This is a genomic window from Streptomyces liliiviolaceus, assembly GCF_018070025.1.
GTDB lineage: Bacteria > Actinomycetota > Actinomycetes > Streptomycetales > Streptomycetaceae > Streptomyces > Streptomyces liliiviolaceus.
In genome coordinates, this window is sequence record NZ_JAGPYQ010000001.1 from 3,078,960 (window position 1) to 3,095,897 (window position 16,938).

Below are 16,938 nucleotides of genomic sequence, written 5' to 3' on the forward strand. Positions count from 1 at the left end.
GACGGTCCCTCCCCGGGTGGCCTCGGACGGCCTCGCCACGGGAGACGCGTGGCGGGGCCACCCGGTTCACTCCGGGGCACGCCAGTCACGGCACGGCATCTCACACGGCCCCGCACCCCACCGTGAAGCCCCGGAAAAGCTCCGTGACCACGGCGCAACGGGTCGGCAACCTCGTACCGGCACCCTTGACGCATGACGGCGTACCTCATGAACCGGAACAGCGGCAGTCGGCTCGGCACCCGGCGTGCCGCCCCGCCCGCGCTCGTCCTGGTGGGCCACGGCAGCCGCGATCCGCGCGCCCTGAGCACCGTACGGACCCTCATGGAGCGGATCCGCGAGCTGCGCCCCGGTCTGCCCGTGCACCTCGGCCACATCGAGCTGAACGAACCCCTGCTGCCCGACACGCTCGCCGCCCTCGGCACCGGGGACGCGGTCCTCGTCCCCCTGCTGCTGAGCCGTGGCCACCACGTCAAGCGGGACATCCCCGAGGCGGCCGCCGCGTCGTCGGCGCACGTCCGGATCGCCGGGCCGCTGGGCCCGCACCCGCTGCTGGTCGAGACGCTGTACGAGCGTCTGGTCGAGGCCGGCTGGCGCGCGCCGGACGCGGTTGAGCGCCGGACGAGCGCGGTCGTGCTGGCCGCGGCGGGTTCGCGCGACCCCGACGCGGCCGTCGACACGCGCCGCACCGCCGGGCTGCTCGCGCACCGCCTCGGCGTCCCGGTCGTTCCCGCGTACGCCTCCGCCGCCACCCCCACGGTCACGGACGCCGTACGCGCCCTCGCCGCCCGGGGCCGCCCCCGCATCGCGGTGGCCTCCTACTTCACGGCCCCCGGCCGCTTCGCCACGGAGTGCACGACAGCGGCCCCGGGCCTGGCATCGGCCCCCCTGGGCGCCCACCCGGCAATGGCCCACCTGGCACTGCACCGCTACGACGAGGCAATGGCCCCCACCTTGGCGGCAACCGCCTAGGGGCACAGCCCCAGGGGCGCGGGGAACGGCGCAGTCTTTCGCTTTTCAGGGGGCGCAGCCCCCAAGGGGCGCGGGGAACGGCGCGACCAGCCACAACGAACCCGCACCCGCCCACGGCCAACACCCCCAGCCGCGCAGGCGCAAAACGCTCAGGCGCAAAAACCGCTCAGGCGCAATCCCACACCCCAATTGTCAGCCCCTCCGCTTACTGTCAAGACATGGAAGGCACGAGCACCGAAACCCCCCGCCCCCCACAGGCACACGGGCCGAAGACCAACCCCCCGCCCTACGACCCCACGTCAGTGGCCCGCTGGGCCACGGAGCCGGACAAACGCCCAGGCCGCACCGCCTTCCAGCGAGACCGCGCCCGCGTCCTGCACAGCTCCGCCCTCCGCCGCCTCGCGGGCAAGACCCAGGTGGTCACTCCCGGCACCCGCAGTCAGGTCTGGGACGCCAGCCCCCGTACCCGTCTGACCCACTCCCTGGAGTGCGCACAGATCGGCCGCGAGCTGGGCGCCGCCCTCGGCTGCGACCCGGACCTCGTGGAGGCGGCCTGCCTCTCCCACGACCTGGGCCACCCGCCGTTCGGGCACAACGGAGAACAGGCGCTGAACGAGTTCGCAGAGGACTGCGGCGGCTTCGAGGGCAACGCCCAGTCGCTCAGACTCCTCACCCGTATCGAGCCCAAGCGTTTCGTGCGCGGCGCGGCCGTCCCGGCGGCGGCCCTCGCGGACGGTGACGGCCTGGTCAGCGTCGGTCTCAACCTCACCCGCGCCACCCTCGACGCCGCCACGAAGTACCCCTGGCCGCGCGGCGCCCACCCCACCGACCCGGACTCCGCGAAGTTCGGGGTCTACGAGGACGACCGCCCCGTCTTCGACTGGATCCGCGAGGGCGCCCCCGGCACCCGCACCACCTTCGAGGCCCAGGTCATGGACTGGGCCGACGACGTGGCGTACTCGGTGCACGACGTCGAGGACGGCCTGCACGCGGGTCACATCGACCCCGAGTGCCTGCACGCGGAGCCCGAACGCCAGGAGATCTTCCGGGTCGCGATCGGGCGGTACGTGGAGGCGGACACCGACCCCGCCGAGCTGGCCGCGGCCCTCGACCGGATCCTCGGCCAGGAGTGGTGGCCGCACGGCTACGACGGCTCGGCCGTCGCCCAGGCCCGGCTGAAGGACGCCACCAGCCAGCTCATCGGCCGGTTCTGCCTCGCCGCGGAGAGCGCCACGCGCGCGAGGTACGGGACGGGCAGGCTCACGCGGTACGCGGCCGAACTGGTCGTCCCGCGCGCCGCCCGCCTGGAGTGCGCGGTGCTCAAGGCCGTCGCCGACCGGTACGTGATGCAGCGCGCCGAGCAGGAACTGCTCCGCGCCGACCAGCGGATCGTCGTCGCCGAGCTGGCCGAGGCACTGACCGCGCGGGCGCCGGAAGGCCTCGACCCGCAGTTCCGGGCCCTGTTCGACGAGGCGTCCGACGACCGTGCCCGCAAGCGGGTGATCGTCGACCAGATCGCCTCGCTCACGGACGCCGCCGCACGATCACTGCATGCGAGGCTCAGGGTGCAGGTGTGACGTCCAGAGGGGGCGTACGTGACCCTGCGTGGCCTGAAGGGGCCGCTCCCTCTTCCCCCATCACGCTGCGTGCGGGACGCTCGCAGGTGGCGACACCGTAACGAGGAGGCATCAAGTGGTCGACGCAGATCAGACGTTCGTCATCGTCGGAGGAGGCCTGGCCGGCGCCAAGGCGGCCGAAACCCTCCGGGCGGAGGGCTTCAACGGCCGGGTGATACTGATCTGTGACGAACGGGACCACCCGTACGAACGGCCGCCGCTGTCCAAGGGATACGTGCTCGGCAAGGAGGAGCGCGACAGCGTCTTCGTCCACGAACCCGCCTGGTACGCGCAGAACGACGTCGAGCTGCACCTCGGCCAGACCGTCGACGCGATCGACCGGAGCGCGAAGACCGTCCGCTTCGGCGACGACGGCACGCTCGTCCACTACGACAAGCTGCTGCTGGTGACCGGCGCAGAGCCGCGCCGTCTCGACATCCCGGGCACGGACCTCGTCGGGGTCCACCACCTGCGGCGCCTCGCCCACTCCGAGCGCCTCAAGCAGGTCCTCGCCGCCCTCGGCCGCGACAACGGCCACCTGGTCGTCGCGGGCGCCGGCTGGATCGGCCTGGAGATCGCCGCGGCGGCCCGGGAGTACGGGGCCGAGGTCACCGTCGTGGAACCCGAGCAGACCGCGCTGCACGGCGTGCTCGGCCCCGAGCTGGGCGAGATCTTCGCCGAACTGCACCGCGAGCACGGCGTCCGCTTCCACTTCGGCGCCCGCCTCACCGAGATCACCGGCCACGACGGCCTGGTCCTGGCCGCCCGCACCGACGACGGCGAGGAACACCCCGCGCACGACGTCCTGGCCGCGATCGGCGCGGCCCCGCGCACCGGCCTCGCCGAGGCGGCGGGCCTGGAGCTCGCCGACCGGGCGCACGGCGGCGGCATCGCGGTCGACGAGCGGCTGCGCACCTCCGACCCCGACATCTACGCGGCCGGTGACGTGGCCGCATTCCCGCACCCCCTGTTCGGCACGCGGCTGCGCGTCGAGCACTGGGCGAACGCGCTGAACGGCGGCCCGGCGGCGGCCCGGGCGATGCTGGGCCGCGGAACGACGTACGACAGGGTGCCCTATTTCTTCTCCGACCAGTACGACGTAGGGCTTGAGTACTCGGGCTGGGCGCCCCCGGGGACGTACGACCAAGTGGTGATCCGGGGAGACGCGAGCAAGCGCGAGTTCATCGCCTTCTGGGTGAAGGAGGGGCGCGTGCTCGCCGGGATGAACGTCAATGTGTGGGACGTCACAGAACCGATCCAGCAGCTGATCCGCACGGGGGTACAGGTGGACACCGAGGCGCTCGCAGACCCGCACGTTCCGCTGGACAGCCTGGTCCCGTGACCGCCGGAGGGACTCGGGGGGACTCCACTGTCACACCGTCCCCGTAGACTCGGCGCGTGGCCGGCAGGATCAACGACGAGGACGTGAAGGCGGTTCGGGACGGGGTCCCGATCGACGCCGTGGTGTCCGAGTACCTCCAACTGCGCAACGCGGGCGGCGGGAACCTCAAGGGACTGTGCCCGTTCCACGACGAGAAGTCGCCCTCCTTCCAGGTCAGCCCGAGCAAGGGGCTCTTCCACTGCTTCGGCTGCCAGGAGGGCGGCGACACCATCACGTTCGTGATGAAGGTCGACCACCTCACCTTCTCGGAGGCGGTCGAGCGCCTCGCGGGCCAGGCGGGCATCACCCTTCGTTACGAGGAGGGCGGGTACAACCCCTCCCACCAGCGCGGCGAGCGGATCCGCCTGGTCGAGGCCCACCAGGCCGCCGCCAAGTTCTACGTCGAACAGCTCGACACCGGCTCCGAGGCCGACACGGGCCGCAAGTTCCTCGCCGAGCGCGGCTTCGACCAGTCGGCCGCCACGCACTTCGGCGTCGGCTACAGCCCCCAGGGCTGGGACCATCTCGTCCGCTACCTGCGCGGCAAGGGCTTCACCGACAAGGAACTGCTCCTGTCCGGCCTCGCCCAGGAGGGCCGCCGCGGCCCCATCGACCGCTTCCGCGGCCGGCTGATGTGGCCGATCCGCGACATCGGCGGCGACGTCGTCGGCTTCGGCGCCCGCAAGCTCTACGAGTCGGACAACGGCCCGAAGTACCTGAACACGCCCGACACGCCGATCTACCGCAAGTCCCAGGTCCTGTACGGCATCGACCTCGCCAAGAAGGACATCGCCAAGAGCAGCCGGGCCGTCGTCGTCGAGGGCTACACCGACGTCATGGCCTGCCACCTCGCCGGCATCACCACCGCCATCGCGACCTGCGGCACGGCCTTCGGCAACGACCACATCAAGATCCTGCGCAGGCTCCTGATGGACAACGGCTCGGCACGGGTGATCTTCACCTTCGACGGCGACTCGGCCGGTCAGAAGGCCGCGCTGCGCGCCTTCGAGGACGACCAGAAGTTCGCCGCCGAGACGTACATCGCGATCGCCCCGGACGGCATGGACCCCTGCGACCTGCGCCTCGCCAAGGGCGACGCGGCCGTCGCCGACCTCGTCGAACCGCGCACCCCGCTCTTCGAGTTCGCCCTGCGCCAGATCATCGCCCGCTACGACCTGGAGACCCCCGCGGGCCGCGCCGCCGCGCTCGACGAGTCGGCGCCCGTCGTGGCCCGCATCAAGAACAGCGGCGCCCAGCACGAGGTCGCCGTCCAGCTCGCCGGCATGCTCGGCATCCTCGACACGCAGTTCGTCGTCAAGCGGGTCGCCCAGCTGGCCCGCTGGGCCCGCGACCGCGGCGGCAAGGGCCCCGCGCCGACGGGCAACGGCCGCGCCCCGCAGCAGTACGAGAACAGCGGCCCCAAGCCCCCTTCGGGCCCGGCCCTGACCCTGCGCAACCCGGTGTTCGCCACCGAGCGCGAACTGCTGAAGCTGGCCCTGCAGCGCCCCGACCTGGTCTCCCCGGCCTTCGACGCGTACGGGGTGGACGAGTTCACCGCCCCGCCGTACGCGGCCGTCCGCGAGACGATCATGGAGGCGGGCGGCGCGGAGTACGGCGTCCAGGACCCGCAGGAATACCTCGTACAGGTCCGCGAGGCCGCCCGGGACGACGTGGTTCGCGCCATGGTCACGGAGCTGGCCGTCGAGACCATCATGCGCAAGACCGTCGACGAGGCCTACGCCGGAGAGCAGCTGGTGACCGTCCGCCGACGCGCCGTCGAGCGCCGGGTCCGCGACGTCCAGGGCGCACTCGCACGCGCCGGAGCACAGGGCGACCAGGCCCAGCTGGCGGCCGTGCAGAACGAGCTGTGGGTGCTCCAGCAGTACGACCAGGCCCTGCGGGAGAAGGGCCCGGCCGCGCTCTAGGCGGGCCGGCGCGGCGGGCCCCGGCCGGAACCCGGACAGGGAACCGGACACCTTGGGAAACGTCCCAGATCAGGGTGCACAGGAGCACACATACTTTCCGTGAGGGTAACCGGGCAGTCACGGACAGGACTCAAAAAGTCACCGCACGCCCCTCGTGGCGAGGATGTGTCGTACTCCACACTGGGTTCCGGTGCCTGAGTCCTCGGAGCGCGGCCGACCCGAACGCGACGGGTCCGAAGTCCCCGCGGTTCCGCTCAACGTGTTCGGGACGGACAGCGGCAAGGCCGTCGTCCCCGTCCCGCTGCCGCACGCCTCAGCAGCGACATTCCTGGAGGTCGCCCCCGTGCAGACCCAGACCCTGACCGACAACAGCACGCACCCCGCGCACCTCGCGCACAAGGACACGGACGCCGATGTCCTCGCGGCCGTACCACCGCAGAACCGTGCCGCCCATCACCCCGAGAGCGCCTCGGAGCCGGAGGGCACGCCGGAGCCGACCGCCGCCGTCCTCGTGGAGAGCGAGACCGAGACGCCGGAGCCCGTGGAGGTGCCGCGCGGACGTGCGGACACCGGCGGGCCCTCCTCCGACCTGTTCCGCCAGTACCTGCGGGAGATCGGCCGGATCCCGCTCCTCACCGCGGTGGAGGAGGTCGAACTCGCCCGCCGGGTCGAAGCGGGCCTCTTCGCCGAGGAGAAGCTGCGGCTGGCCTCCGACCTCGACAGCCAACTCGCCCTCGACCTCGACAAACTGGTCGTCATGGGCCGGATGGCCAAACGCCGCCTCATCGAGGCGAACCTTCGCCTCGTCGTCTCCGTCGCCAAGCGGTACGTGGGGCGCGGGCTGACCATGCTCGACCTGGTCCAGGAAGGCAACCTGGGGCTGATCAGGGCGGTCGAGAAGTTCGACTACGCCCGCGGGTACAAGTTCTCGACGTACGCGACCTGGTGGATCCGCCAGGCCATGTCCCGCGCCCTCGCCGACCAGGCCCGCACGATCCGCGTCCCCGTGCACGTGGTCGAACTCATCAACCGGGTCGTACGGGTGCAGCGGCGGATGCTCCAGGAGCGGGGGTACGAGCCGACGCCGGAGGAGGTCGCGGCGCATCTCGACCTGCCCAGTGAGCGGGTCAGCGAGGTGTTGCGGCTGGCGCAGGAGCCGGTGTCGCTCCATGCCCCGGTGGGGGAGGAGGACGATGTCGCCCTCGGGGACCTCATCGAGGACGGGGACGCGACGAGTCCGGTGGAGTCGGCGGCGTTCCTGCTCCTGCGGGAGCATCTGGAGGCCGTGCTGTCCACGCTGGGGGAGCGTGAGCGCAAGGTGGTCCAGCTGCGGTACGGGCTGGCGGACGGGCGTCCGCGCACGCTGGAGGAGATCGGGCGGATCTTCGGGGTCACGCGCGAGCGGATCCGTCAGATCGAGTCCAAGACGCTGAACAAACTCCGCGACCACGCATTCGCGGACCAGCTTCGGGGCTACCTGGACTAGGGCCTTTCCTCGCCCCCGCCGCCCCTTCCCATTCCCGACCACGCATGGGGGCTGCGCCCCCTCGCCCCCCTTGTCGCGCTGCGCGCTCGTCCTCAAACGCCGGACGGGCTGGATTTCCAGCCCGTCCGGCGTTTGAGGACCGGGGGTTCGGGGGCTGGCCCCCGAGTCAGTGACGGGAAGGGTAGGGGCGGCGGGGGCGCAAAAGGCCCTCAGTCCACCTCCACCGCCGCCTGCGCGAACTGCGCCTTGTACAGGCGCGCGTACGCGCCCCCCGCCGCCAGCAGGTCCGCATGAGCGCCCTGCTCCACGATCGCCCCGTCCTCCATGACGAGAATCGTGTCGGCATCGCGAATCGTCGACAGACGGTGAGCGATGACGAACGACGTACGCCCGTGCGCGAGCTTCGCCATCGCCTTCTGGATGAGCACCTCGGTCCGCGTGTCCACGGAACTCGTCGCCTCGTCGAGAACGAGGATCACCGGATCGGACAGGAACGCCCGCGCGATCGTGATGAGCTGCTTCTCACCGGCGCTGACCCCGGACCCCTCGTCGTCGATGACGGTGTCGTACCCGTCGGGCAGCGTCCGCACGAACCGGTCCGCGTGGGCCGCCCGGGCCGCCTCCTCGACCTCCCCGCGGGTGACCTCGCGCGAGGCCCCGTACGCGATGTTGTCCGCGATCGTGCCGCCGAACAGCCAGGTGTCCTGCAGCACCATGCCGATACCGGCCCGCAGTTCGTCGCGGGACATCGTGGCGATGTCGACGCCGTCGAGGGTGATCCGGCCGCCGGTGGTCTCGTAGAAGCGCATCAGCAGGTTCACCAGGGTCGTCTTGCCGGCGCCCGTGGGCCCAACGATCGCGACCGTGTGGCCCGGCTCCACCGACAGGGACAGGTCCTCGATGAGCGGCTTCTCCGGGTCGTACCGGAAGGAGACCCCCTCCAGGGCGACCCGGCCCCGCAGCTCCTTCGGGCGCGCCCCCGTCACCGGGTCGGCCTCCTGCTCCTCCGCGTCCAGGAGTTCGAAGATCCGTTCCGCCGAGGCGACCCCGGACTGCACGAGGTTCGCCATGGAGGCGACCTGGGTGAGCGGCATGGAGAACTGCCGGGAGTACTGGATGAAGGCCTGCACGTCACCGATGGACAGCGAGCCGGACGCGACGCGCAGTCCGCCGACCACCGCCACCAGCACATAGTTCAGGTTCGACACGAACATCATCAGCGGCTGCATGACCCCGCTGTTGAACTGCGCCCGGAACCCGGCCTCGTACAGCTTGTCGTTCTCCTCGGCGAACTGCGCCGCCGACTCGTCCTGCCGTCCGAAGACCTTCACCAGGGTGTGCCCGGTGTACATCTCCTCGATGTGCGCGTTGAGCTTGCCGGTGGTGCGCCACTGCTGCACGAAGTGCGGCTGCGACCGCTTGCCCACCCGGGTCGCGACGACGAACGACAGGGGCACGGTGATCAGCGCGACGAGCGCCAGCAGCCAGGAGACGTAGAACATCATGATCAGCACGCCGACGATGGTCAGCAGCGAGTTCACGAGCTGGCCCATCGACTGCTGGAGGGTCTGCCCGATGTTGTCGATGTCGTTCGTGGCGCGGCTGAGCACCTCACCGCGCTGACGCTTGTCGAAGTAGGAGAGCGGCAGCCGCGACAGCTTGGTCTGCACGTCCTCGCGCATCTTGTACATCGTCAGGTTGACGGCCCGGTTCACCAGCCGCGTCGCGATCGCCATCAGCAGACCGGCCAGCAGGAACGCCGCCAGCGCGATGCCCAGCACCTCGCCGACCGCTTCGAAGTCGATGCCCTGGCCCGGGGTGAAGTCCGTGCCCGAGAGCATGTCGGCCATCCCGCCGTCGCCGCGCTCCCGCATCTCCGCGAGGACTTCGGCCTTCGACTGCCCGGCGGGCAGCTGCCGGCCGACGACGCCGGCGAAGACCAGGTCGGTGGCCCGGCCGAGGATCTTGGGACCCACGACCGACAGGCCCACGCTGCAGACCACGGCCGCGAGCATCACGTACAGCGTGGCGCGCTGCGGCTTGAACTGCGCCAGCAGCCGTTTGCCGGATCCCTTGAAATCCATCGAGTGATGGTCGGGTCCCGATCCGGCCATCATGCGCCCCATGGGCCCGGCCATCAGGCTGCCTCCGCTTCCGTCAGCTGCGAGAGCACGATCTCCCGATAGGTCTCGTTGTCCGCCATCAGCTCGTGGTGGCGGCCGGTCCCGACGACCCGGCCCTCGTCGAGGACCACGATCCGGTCGGCGTCGCGGATGGTCGACACCCGCTGGGCGACGATCACGACGGTCGCCTCGGCGGTCTCCCGCGCGAGCGCGGCACGCAGCGCCGCGTCCGTCGCGTAGTCGAGCGCGGAGAACGAGTCGTCGAAGAGATAGATCTCGGGACGCTGTACGAGGGTCCGGGCGATGGCGAGCCGCTGCCGCTGACCGCCGGACACGTTCGTGCCGCCCTGCGCGATGGTGGCGTCGAGCCCGTTCTCAAGCCCCTCCACGAACCCCTTGGCCTGCGCCACCTCCAGCGCGTGCCACAGCTCCTCGTCCGTCGCGTCCGGATTCCCGTACCGCAGATTGGTGGCGACCGTCCCCGCGAACAGATACGGCTTCTGCGGTACGAGGCTCACCGTGCGCGCCAGCAGCCGCGGTTCGACCGTGCGGACGTCGACGCCGTCGACCAGCACCTCGCCGTCGGTGGCGTCGAACAGCCGGGGGACAAGACCGAGCAGGGTCGACTTGCCGCTGCCGGTCGAGCCGATCACCGCGGTCGTCTCGCCGGGCAGCGCCATCAGGTCGACGGCCTTCAGCACCGGCTCCTCGGCGCCCGGGTAGCGGAACCCGGCCCCGCGCAGCTCCAGCTGACCGTGCCGCCGCAGCTCCAGGACGGGAGCCTTCGGCGGGACCACACTGCTGGAGGTCTCCAGGACCTCCTGGATGCGCTCGGCGCACACCTCCGCGCGCGGCACCATCATGAACATGAAGGTGGCCATCATCACGGACATCACGATCTGCATCAGATAGGCGAGGAACGCGGTCAGCGCGCCGATCTGCATCCCGCCGCTGTCGATCCGGTGGGCGCCGAACCACACCACCGCGATCGACGAGACGTTCACCACCGTCATGACGATCGGGAACATCAGCGCCAGCATCCGCCCGGTGCCCAGCGACACCTCGGTGAGGTCGGTGTTCGCCTTCCGGAAACGGTCCTCCTCGTACGCGTCGCGCACGAAGGCACGGATGACGCGGTTGCCGGTGATCTGCTCGCGCAGCACCCGGTTCACCGTGTCCAGCCGCACCTGCATCGTGCGGAACAGCGGCCGCAGCCGGCGCACGATGAGACTGACCGAGATCCCCAGCACCGGCACGACGGCGAGGAGCACCCCGGACAGCGGCACGTCCAGGCCGAGCGCCAGCACGATGCCGCCCACGCACATGATCGGCGCCGACACCAGCAGCGTGAACGTCATCAGGGCCAGCATCTGCACCTGCTGGACGTCGTTCGTCGTACGGGTGATCAGGGACGGCGCCCCGAAATGGCCCAGCTCACGCGCGGAGAACGACTGCACCCGGTCGAAGACGGCGGCCCGCAGGTCCCGGCCGACCGCGGAGGCCGTACGGGCGCCGTAGTAGACGGCGCCGATGTTGCAGACGACCTGGGCCAGCGAGATGCCGATCATCAGGGCGCCGAAGGACAGGATGTAACCCGTGTCGCCCTTCACGACACCGTTGTCGATGATGTCGGCGTTCAGGGTCGGCAGGAAGAGAGTGGCGCAGGTCTGCAGGAACTGCAGGAGGACGAGCAGGCCGATGGGTTTCTTGTACGGGGTGAGATAGGTACGCAGAAGTCTTATGAGCACGCTGGGTCTCTCGGGGTCGGCGGCGGGGCGGTTGGTTGCCCTTGGCCCCCATCGTCGGACACTCCCCCCGTGTTACCTCAACTGATTAACCCAAGAGAGGGCCAAGAGCGGAGGGGGTGTCGGTCCGAAGTCGTAGGCCGCCCGAGACGCCCCGTGCCACCGCGTGCCACCGCGTCCCCGGTGGTCGCTTCAGGACCGGAAGGCTCCCGGGTGCGTCTGGTTGCGCACCGACACGTACTGCTGCCGCACCGCCTGCCCCACCGCCAGCTCCTCGCCCGGCTCCAGGACCTGCGCGGCGGCGCCCTGCCACACGGGCGGCAGACCCGGCTGGATCGTGCCCTGCTGGACACCGAGCGCCCAGGCGGCCTGCCGGGCCGCGCCGATCGCCGCGTAGTCCGCGGGCTGCGGCACCACGATCTGCGTACCGAGCAGCGCGGGCGCGCACGCCTGCACCGCGCTCAGCTCCGCGGCCTGGCCGAGCAGGAAGATCCGCCGTACCTCCACGCCCCGCTTGCGCAGCACGTCGAGGGCGTCGGCGAGCCCGCACAGCATGCCCTCGAAGGCGGCCCGCGCCAGATGCTCGGGCTTCATCGACTCGCGCCGCAGCCCGGCCAGCGTCCCCGCCGTGTGCGGCAGATTGGGCGTCCGCTCACCCTCCAGATACGGCAGCATCACGAGGCCGTGCGAGCCCGGGGTCGACTTCATCGCCAGATCGGACAGGGCCTCAAGATCCGGTACGCCCAGCAGTTCGGCGGCCCCGCGCAGGGCCCGTACGGCATTGAGCGTGGTGACGACCGGCAGGTGCATGCCGGTCGCGTCCGCGAGCGAGGTGATCATCCCCGTGGAGTCGACCAGCGCCTCGTGGTGGACGGCCATCACGGAACCGGAGGCGCCCAGCGACACCACCGCGTCCCCGAGACCGATGCCGAGACCGAAGGCCGCCGCCATCGTCTCGCCCGTGCCCGCCGAGATCAGCAGCCCCTCGGGAGTCGTCCCCGCGGCCTCCCACGGCCCGAGCACATCGGGCAGCAGCGCCTGGTGGCCGAGCGCCAGCTCCACCAGATCCGGCCGGTACGTGCCGGTCGCCGCCGACCAGTAACCGGTGCTGGAGGCGCCGCCGCGGTCGGTGGTCCGGCGGGCGGGTCTGCCGAGCAGCTGCCACACCAGCCAGTCGTGCGTCTGGAACAGCATCGCGGTGCGCGCCGCCGCCTCGGGTTCGGTCCTCGCGAGCCACCGGAGCTTCGTCACCGGCTGGGCCGCCTGCGGCACGGAGCCCACGGCCTGCGCCCAGGCCTCCCGCCCGCCCAGCGCGTCGACGAGATCGGCTGCGGCGACCTGGGCGCGCTTGTCCCCGCCGACCATCGCGGGGCGCACGGTGTTGCCCTGACCGTCCACCGGGACGAGCCCGTTCTGCTGCGCGGACACACCGATGGCCTGAACGCCCTCCAGGAGCCCGCCGCCCGCGGCCTCGCCCAGGGAGAGCAGCCAGGCCTGCGGGTCGACGTCCGAGGGCCGGGAGCCCTCCGCCGGGCCGTCCAACGGATGCGGGGCATACCCCTGTCGGAGTACGGCTCCGCTGTCCGCGTCGCAGACGACGATGCGTGTGAAATCGGGCGAACTGTCCAGCCCGGCGACTATCCCCATGGCGGAAATTCTGCCGTATCGCTGCGCCGGCTCGGGCCGTGGGCGGCGGTGGGGTGCCCGATCTTCTCCGTCTGCGGCGCCGTCGGGGCTGGTCGCGCCCACGCGGCGGAGGCGCAAATGTCACAGCCTCGCGCCCCTGAGGTCGGTGGGGGCGGACCTGGTCCGTACACGTACCGCTAGGTGTTGCTCGTGCCCCAGTCGTCCTCCGTGCGGGTGCCGTTCGCGTTGCGGTCGCGCAGGGAGCGGACCCGCTCGGAGACCGAGTCGGGGACCCGGTCACCGACCTTCTCGCTCACCACGTGGAACGCCTTCCCGGCGAACTGCCGGCCCTGCTGGGCCGCCGACTCGGCGGTGTTGCGCACCGCCGGGTTCTGCGAGACCTGCCGGGCGGTCTTCCTCAGTTGCTCGTAGCGCTCGCGCCCGGCGCGTGTGCCGAGCACGTATCCCAGAGCCAGTCCGACGACGAACGTGAGCCGGTAGCGCATGGGGCCACCCTTCCTCTTGGTCGGTCCTTTGCGGCGGCGTCGGTCGCAGGCGGGTTACCGATTGGCGAAGCACCCCCCTGCTTGCGCTAATGTATGTGTCGCAGCGAGCGCACGCCCTCTGGCGAATACCCAGGGAGCTACGTTCGATGCAAACGAGGCAATCCCCTGTAGCTCAATTGGCAGAGCAGCCGGCTGTTAACCGGCAGGTTACTGGTTCGAGTCCAGTCGGGGGAGCTTCGATCTTCCGTAGCTCAATTGGCAGAGCAGCCGGCTGTTAACCGGCAGGTTACTGGTTCGAGTCCAGTCGGGAGAGCAGTGCGGACGAGGACCCCATGGACTCCATCGGGGTCCTTTTTCATGGCCGCGGGAACCGCTGCGCCCCAGGTGAGGTCCTAGAGGGCAGGCGAAGTCGACCATCCGAAGCAGGAGATCGTATGAGCGGCTATGCTGCGGCAGACGGCGCGCACACATGTGCGCGACGCGCCGTAATGGGGCGGTAGCTCAGCCGGTTAGAGCAGCGGACTCATAATCCGCCGGCCGTGGGTTCGAGTCCCACCCGCCCCACCAGCGCTACGCGTGGAGAAACGATCTGACCAGCATTGTCGCTGGAGGATCAGGCGAGTTGAGGGGTCCTGGGGACCCTCCTCGCGGCTTAGGGGAGACAGGGCACCGCAGCGTCGGCCCGTCCGGCGAACGGCCCATGCCGCCTCATCGCGCGGGCCCAGCGGAACCCCCCGTCCGACCTTGATCGAAAGGCCTGTCCCGGGCCCGCTCCCGGCCCCTTGCACGCCGTGTCCCCGCCCCGTCGGTGACCGTGTGACGGCTTCCGGGGCCTCGATGGCCGGACGGTCAGAGAGGGGCCTGCCACGTCGTCGTGGTGCCCTGGCCGTCCGGGATGTCCGTCGCGGTGTCCGGGGTACCGTCGTCCGAGACCGTCAGACGGACTCCAGGGCGGCCGTCCGGGAGGCTCACCGTCGCGTCCACCGTGACCGCGATACGGGTCGTGCCGGCGCGGTGCGACGCCGTGGCGAGGGCGGTTCTGAGGGCCGTGAGGAGGTGCCCGGCCACCGTGCCCGGGACGCGGGTGTCGACCGGTCCCGTGAACTGGACCGACGGCTGGACGCCGAGCACCGCCGCCGCGCCCGCCGTCTCGCGGAGCACCTTGCCCCTGAAGCTCGTCGGGGCGTCCGCGGGCGGCTGCTGCAGGGCGAAGATCGCCGTACGGACCTCCTGGACGGTGGACCTGAGTTCGTCCAGGGCCCGGCCGATCGTCGCGTGGACCTCCGCCTCCCGCTCCTCCGCGGCGGCGCGGCGCTGCGTGGACTCCAGCATCATGCCCGTGGCGAAGAGCCGCTGGACGACCAGGTCGTGCAGGTCACGGGCGATCCGGTCGCGGTCCTCGAAGACCGCCAGCCGCTCCCGGCGCTGCCGCGCGTCCGCCAGCACCAGCGCCAGCGCGGCCTGCGAGGCGAACTGCGTGGCCAGCAGCTTCTCCGCCGGGCTGTACGGGGTGTCGCCGCGCCGGCGCGGGAGGGCGAGGGTGCCGATGAGCCGGCCCCCGGCCTGGAGCGGCAGCATCATGCTCGGCCCGAACCGGACCCGTACGGGGGTCGTCATGCGCGCGTCGGTCGCCGAGTCGTCCAGGAACACCGGCTCGCCCCCGAGGAGTTGCTCCAGGACCGCGCTGCCCGGCGCGATGGTCGTGCCGATCAGGCCCTCCCGGCCCGTCGGCGCCGACGCCGTGACGATCTCCATGCCGCCCTCGTCCGTGGGCTGGAGGATCACCCCGGCCGACGCGTCGGCGAGGACACGGGCGCTCTCGGCGACCGTCATCAGCGCGTCCGCCGCCGCCTCGCCGGTGAGCAGCGCCGTCGTCACCGCCGCCGCGCCCTCGATCCAGCGCTCCCGCTGACGGGCCGTCTCGTACAGACGGGCGTTGCCGATCGCGATGCCCGCCTGCGCGGCCAGCAGCCGCGCCACCTGCTCGTCCTCGGCGGTGAAGGGGCCGCCGCGCTTCTCGGTGAGGTAGAGGTTGCCGTACACCTCGTCCTGTACGAGCAGGGGTACGCCGAGGAAGCCGCGCATCTGCGGGTGGCCGGGCGGGAAGCCGCACGCGCGCGGGTCGGTCGTCAGGTCGGTGAGCCTGAGCGGCGCGGCCTCGTCGACGAGCGCGCCGAGCAGGCCCCGGCGTCCGTCGGGCGGATGCCCGATACGGGCCCGCTCGGCCTCCGGCAGTCCGGCCGTGCAGAACTCCGCCAGGCCGTTGTCGCCGGGCGCGAGCACGCCCAGCGCCGCGTACCGGGCGCCGGTCAGCGCCGCCGCGTTCTCCACGATGCGCTGGAGCGTGGCGCGCAGTTCGAGATCGCTGCCGTCACCGAGGACGGCTTCGAGGAGCCGGGGGAGCGGGAGCCCGTGTGAGGGGGGCTCCGCGGGGTCCGTGGGGTCCGTGGGCGTGGGTTCCGTCATGGGTGTGGTGGTGGGTGGTGGGGGTGGGGGCTCCGCGGGTCCGTGCGGGTGTTCAGCCGGCCGTCGGGTCGAGGACCAGGGGCTCGATCCGGCCCTCCAGCATCGCGCCCAGACCGAGGACCGCGCACACGTCGGGCCGTTCGGCGATGTGCACCGGCATGCCCGTCGCCTGCCGCAGCATCTGGTCGAGGCCCGGCAGCAGCGCGCTGCCGCCGACCATCATGATCCCGCGGTCCACGAGGTCGGCCACCAGATCCGGCGGGCAGACGCGCAGCACCTTGCCGATGCCGTCGAGCACGGCGGTCAGCGGGGTCTGGATGGCGTCTCGCACGGCGGCCGTGTCGACCTGTACGGAACGGGCGAGGCCGGTGGCCACGTCCCGGCCGTGGATCTCGGTGGACGTGGGCCCCTGGGAGGTGAGCCCGTTCCCGGAGAGGGCGAGCTGCAAGGGGCGCACGGACTGCGAGGGGAGCATCAACTCGTGGTGGTGGCGCAGGTGCTGGACGATCGCGTGGTCGATGGCCTCGCCGCCCACGGGGATGCGTTCGGCGGTGACGATCGAGCCGAGCGACAGCACGGCGACCTGGGTGGCGGCGGCCCCGCACACCATGATCATGGTGGCCTCGGGGCGTTCCACGGGCAGTCCGCAGCCGACACCGGCGGCGATGAGCGTGTCGACCAGTTCGACGCGGCGCGCGCCCAGACCGACGAGCGTCTCCACGGTCGCCCGCTGGGCCAGCGGGTCGGAGTCGTGCGGGGTGCAGGCGGCGGCCCGCAGCCGGGGCTTGCGGCGCAGGGTGCGGCGGACCTTGTCACCGAGGAGCTGGCGCAGCATGCGCTGGGCCATCTCGATGTCGACGACCGTGCCGCCCGAGACGGGGCGCACGACACGGATGTAGTGAGGGGTACGGCCCGTCATCTTCTCGGCGAACTCGCCGACCGCGATCAGGGCGCCGGTCCTCGTGTTCACCGCGGCGACGCTGGGCTGGTCGACGATCAGCCCGGCGCCCTTCACGAAGACACGCGTTCTCGCCGCTCCGAGGTCGACGGCGAAATGGCAGCGGCGCAACTGCTCCAGGCTGGCGGTCATGGCAG

The 16,938-nt window shown here is 71.5% G+C and carries 11 protein-coding genes and 3 tRNA genes; 8 read left to right on the top strand and 6 right to left on the bottom strand.

The annotated features are described in order from the left end of the window. The first annotated feature begins 192 nt into the window (after nucleotides 1-192). The 5 genes from J8N05_RS13475 to J8N05_RS13495 all read left to right on the top strand — a co-directional run bounded on the left by J8N05_RS13475 (nucleotide 193) and on the right by J8N05_RS13495 (nucleotide 7,377). Nucleotides 193-969: a sirohydrochlorin chelatase gene (locus tag J8N05_RS13475; RefSeq protein WP_210882844.1), complete on the top strand. Its 777-nt coding sequence runs from the start codon at nucleotides 193-195 to the stop codon at nucleotides 967-969. A 218-nt stretch (nucleotides 970-1,187) separates the two neighbouring features. Beyond that, nucleotides 1,188-2,546 (top strand): deoxyguanosinetriphosphate triphosphohydrolase, encoded by a 1,359-nt coding sequence (locus J8N05_RS13480; RefSeq protein ID WP_210882845.1) that lies wholly within the window; start codon nucleotides 1,188-1,190, stop codon nucleotides 2,544-2,546. A gap of 115 nt (nucleotides 2,547-2,661) precedes the next feature. Beyond that, the gene (locus J8N05_RS13485) at nucleotides 2,662-3,927 is read left to right on the top strand and encodes an NAD(P)/FAD-dependent oxidoreductase (RefSeq protein ID WP_210882846.1); all 1,266 of its coding nucleotides are present in this window, start codon (nucleotides 2,662-2,664) and stop codon (nucleotides 3,925-3,927) included. A gap of 56 nt (nucleotides 3,928-3,983) precedes the next feature. Beyond that, complete coding sequence (gene dnaG, locus J8N05_RS13490; protein ID WP_210882847.1) at nucleotides 3,984-5,891, top strand: DNA primase; 1,908 nt, start codon at nucleotides 3,984-3,986, stop codon at nucleotides 5,889-5,891. A 190-nt stretch (nucleotides 5,892-6,081) separates the two neighbouring features. Beyond that, nucleotides 6,082-7,377 carry an RNA polymerase sigma factor gene (locus tag J8N05_RS13495; RefSeq protein WP_210882848.1) on the top strand — a complete coding sequence of 432 codons (1,296 nt, stop codon included), beginning with the start codon at nucleotides 6,082-6,084 and terminating at the stop codon, nucleotides 7,375-7,377. Nucleotides 7,378-7,586: 209 nt separating this feature from the next. On the opposite strand, the gene J8N05_RS13500 is transcribed toward J8N05_RS13495, so the two are convergent. From J8N05_RS13500 to J8N05_RS13515, 4 genes are all read right to left on the bottom strand, one after another. Next, entirely contained in the window at nucleotides 7,587-9,515 is a 1,929-nt protein-coding gene (locus tag J8N05_RS13500) for an ABC transporter ATP-binding protein (RefSeq protein ID WP_210882849.1), read from the bottom strand. Next, the gene (locus J8N05_RS13505) at nucleotides 9,515-11,248 is read right to left on the bottom strand and encodes an ABC transporter ATP-binding protein (protein WP_210882850.1); all 1,734 of its coding nucleotides are present in this window, start codon (nucleotides 11,246-11,248) and stop codon (nucleotides 9,515-9,517) included. Before J8N05_RS13505 ends, J8N05_RS13500 begins: the two co-directional genes overlap by 1 nt. Nucleotides 11,249-11,437: 189 nt before the next feature. After that, on the bottom strand, nucleotides 11,438-12,892 hold the full coding sequence (locus J8N05_RS13510; RefSeq protein WP_210882852.1) for an FGGY family carbohydrate kinase: 1,455 nt from the start codon (nucleotides 12,890-12,892) through the stop codon (nucleotides 11,438-11,440). 176 nt (nucleotides 12,893-13,068) lie between these two features. Beyond that, nucleotides 13,069-13,377, bottom strand: a complete 309-nt coding sequence (locus J8N05_RS13515; protein ID WP_210882854.1) for a YtxH domain-containing protein — start codon at nucleotides 13,375-13,377, stop codon at nucleotides 13,069-13,071. A 161-nt stretch (nucleotides 13,378-13,538) separates the two neighbouring features. Between J8N05_RS13515 and J8N05_RS13520 the strand changes: the two genes are divergently transcribed. The 3 genes from J8N05_RS13520 (at nucleotide 13,539) to J8N05_RS13530 (ending at nucleotide 13,944) form a co-directional block, all read left to right on the top strand. Beyond that, a tRNA-Asn gene (locus tag J8N05_RS13520) sits at nucleotides 13,539-13,611 on the top strand. A gap of 6 nt (nucleotides 13,612-13,617) precedes the next feature. Continuing rightward, nucleotides 13,618-13,690 (top strand) — tRNA-Asn (locus J8N05_RS13525). 177 nt (nucleotides 13,691-13,867) lie between these two features. Then, nucleotides 13,868-13,944, top strand: a tRNA-Ile gene (locus J8N05_RS13530). A gap of 282 nt (nucleotides 13,945-14,226) precedes the next feature. Here J8N05_RS13530 and J8N05_RS13535 read toward each other — a convergent pair. Next, nucleotides 14,227-15,843, bottom strand: coding sequence for a GAF domain-containing sensor histidine kinase (locus J8N05_RS13535; protein ID WP_210882856.1), 1,617 nt, complete (start codon nucleotides 15,841-15,843; stop codon nucleotides 14,227-14,229). A gap of 52 nt (nucleotides 15,844-15,895) precedes the next feature. Next, a complete protein-coding gene (locus J8N05_RS13540) occupies nucleotides 15,896-16,933 on the bottom strand; it encodes a rod shape-determining protein (RefSeq protein ID WP_210882857.1) in 1,038 nt (345 codons plus the stop codon). Nucleotides 16,934-16,938: the final 5 nt, after the last annotated feature.

Excerpts from the sequence above, each read along its gene's own strand:
- J8N05_RS13480 (WP_210882845.1), top strand. The coding sequence starts at position 1,188 with ATGGAAGGCACGAGCACCGAAACCCCCCGCCCCCCACAGGCACACGGG.
- J8N05_RS13515 (WP_210882854.1), bottom strand. The coding sequence starts at position 13,377 with ATGCGCTACCGGCTCACGTTCGTCGTCGGACTGGCTCTGGGATACGTG.
- J8N05_RS13475 (WP_210882844.1), top strand. The coding sequence starts at position 193 with ATGACGGCGTACCTCATGAACCGGAACAGCGGCAGTCGGCTCGGCACC.
- J8N05_RS13535 (WP_210882856.1), bottom strand. The coding sequence starts at position 15,843 with ATGACGGAACCCACGCCCACGGACCCCACGGACCCCGCGGAGCCCCCC.
- J8N05_RS13500 (WP_210882849.1), bottom strand. The coding sequence starts at position 9,515 with ATGGCCGGGCCCATGGGGCGCATGATGGCCGGATCGGGACCCGACCAT.
- J8N05_RS13540 (WP_210882857.1), bottom strand. The coding sequence starts at position 16,933 with ATGACCGCCAGCCTGGAGCAGTTGCGCCGCTGCCATTTCGCCGTCGAC.
- J8N05_RS13510 (WP_210882852.1), bottom strand. The coding sequence starts at position 12,892 with ATGGGGATAGTCGCCGGGCTGGACAGTTCGCCCGATTTCACACGCATC.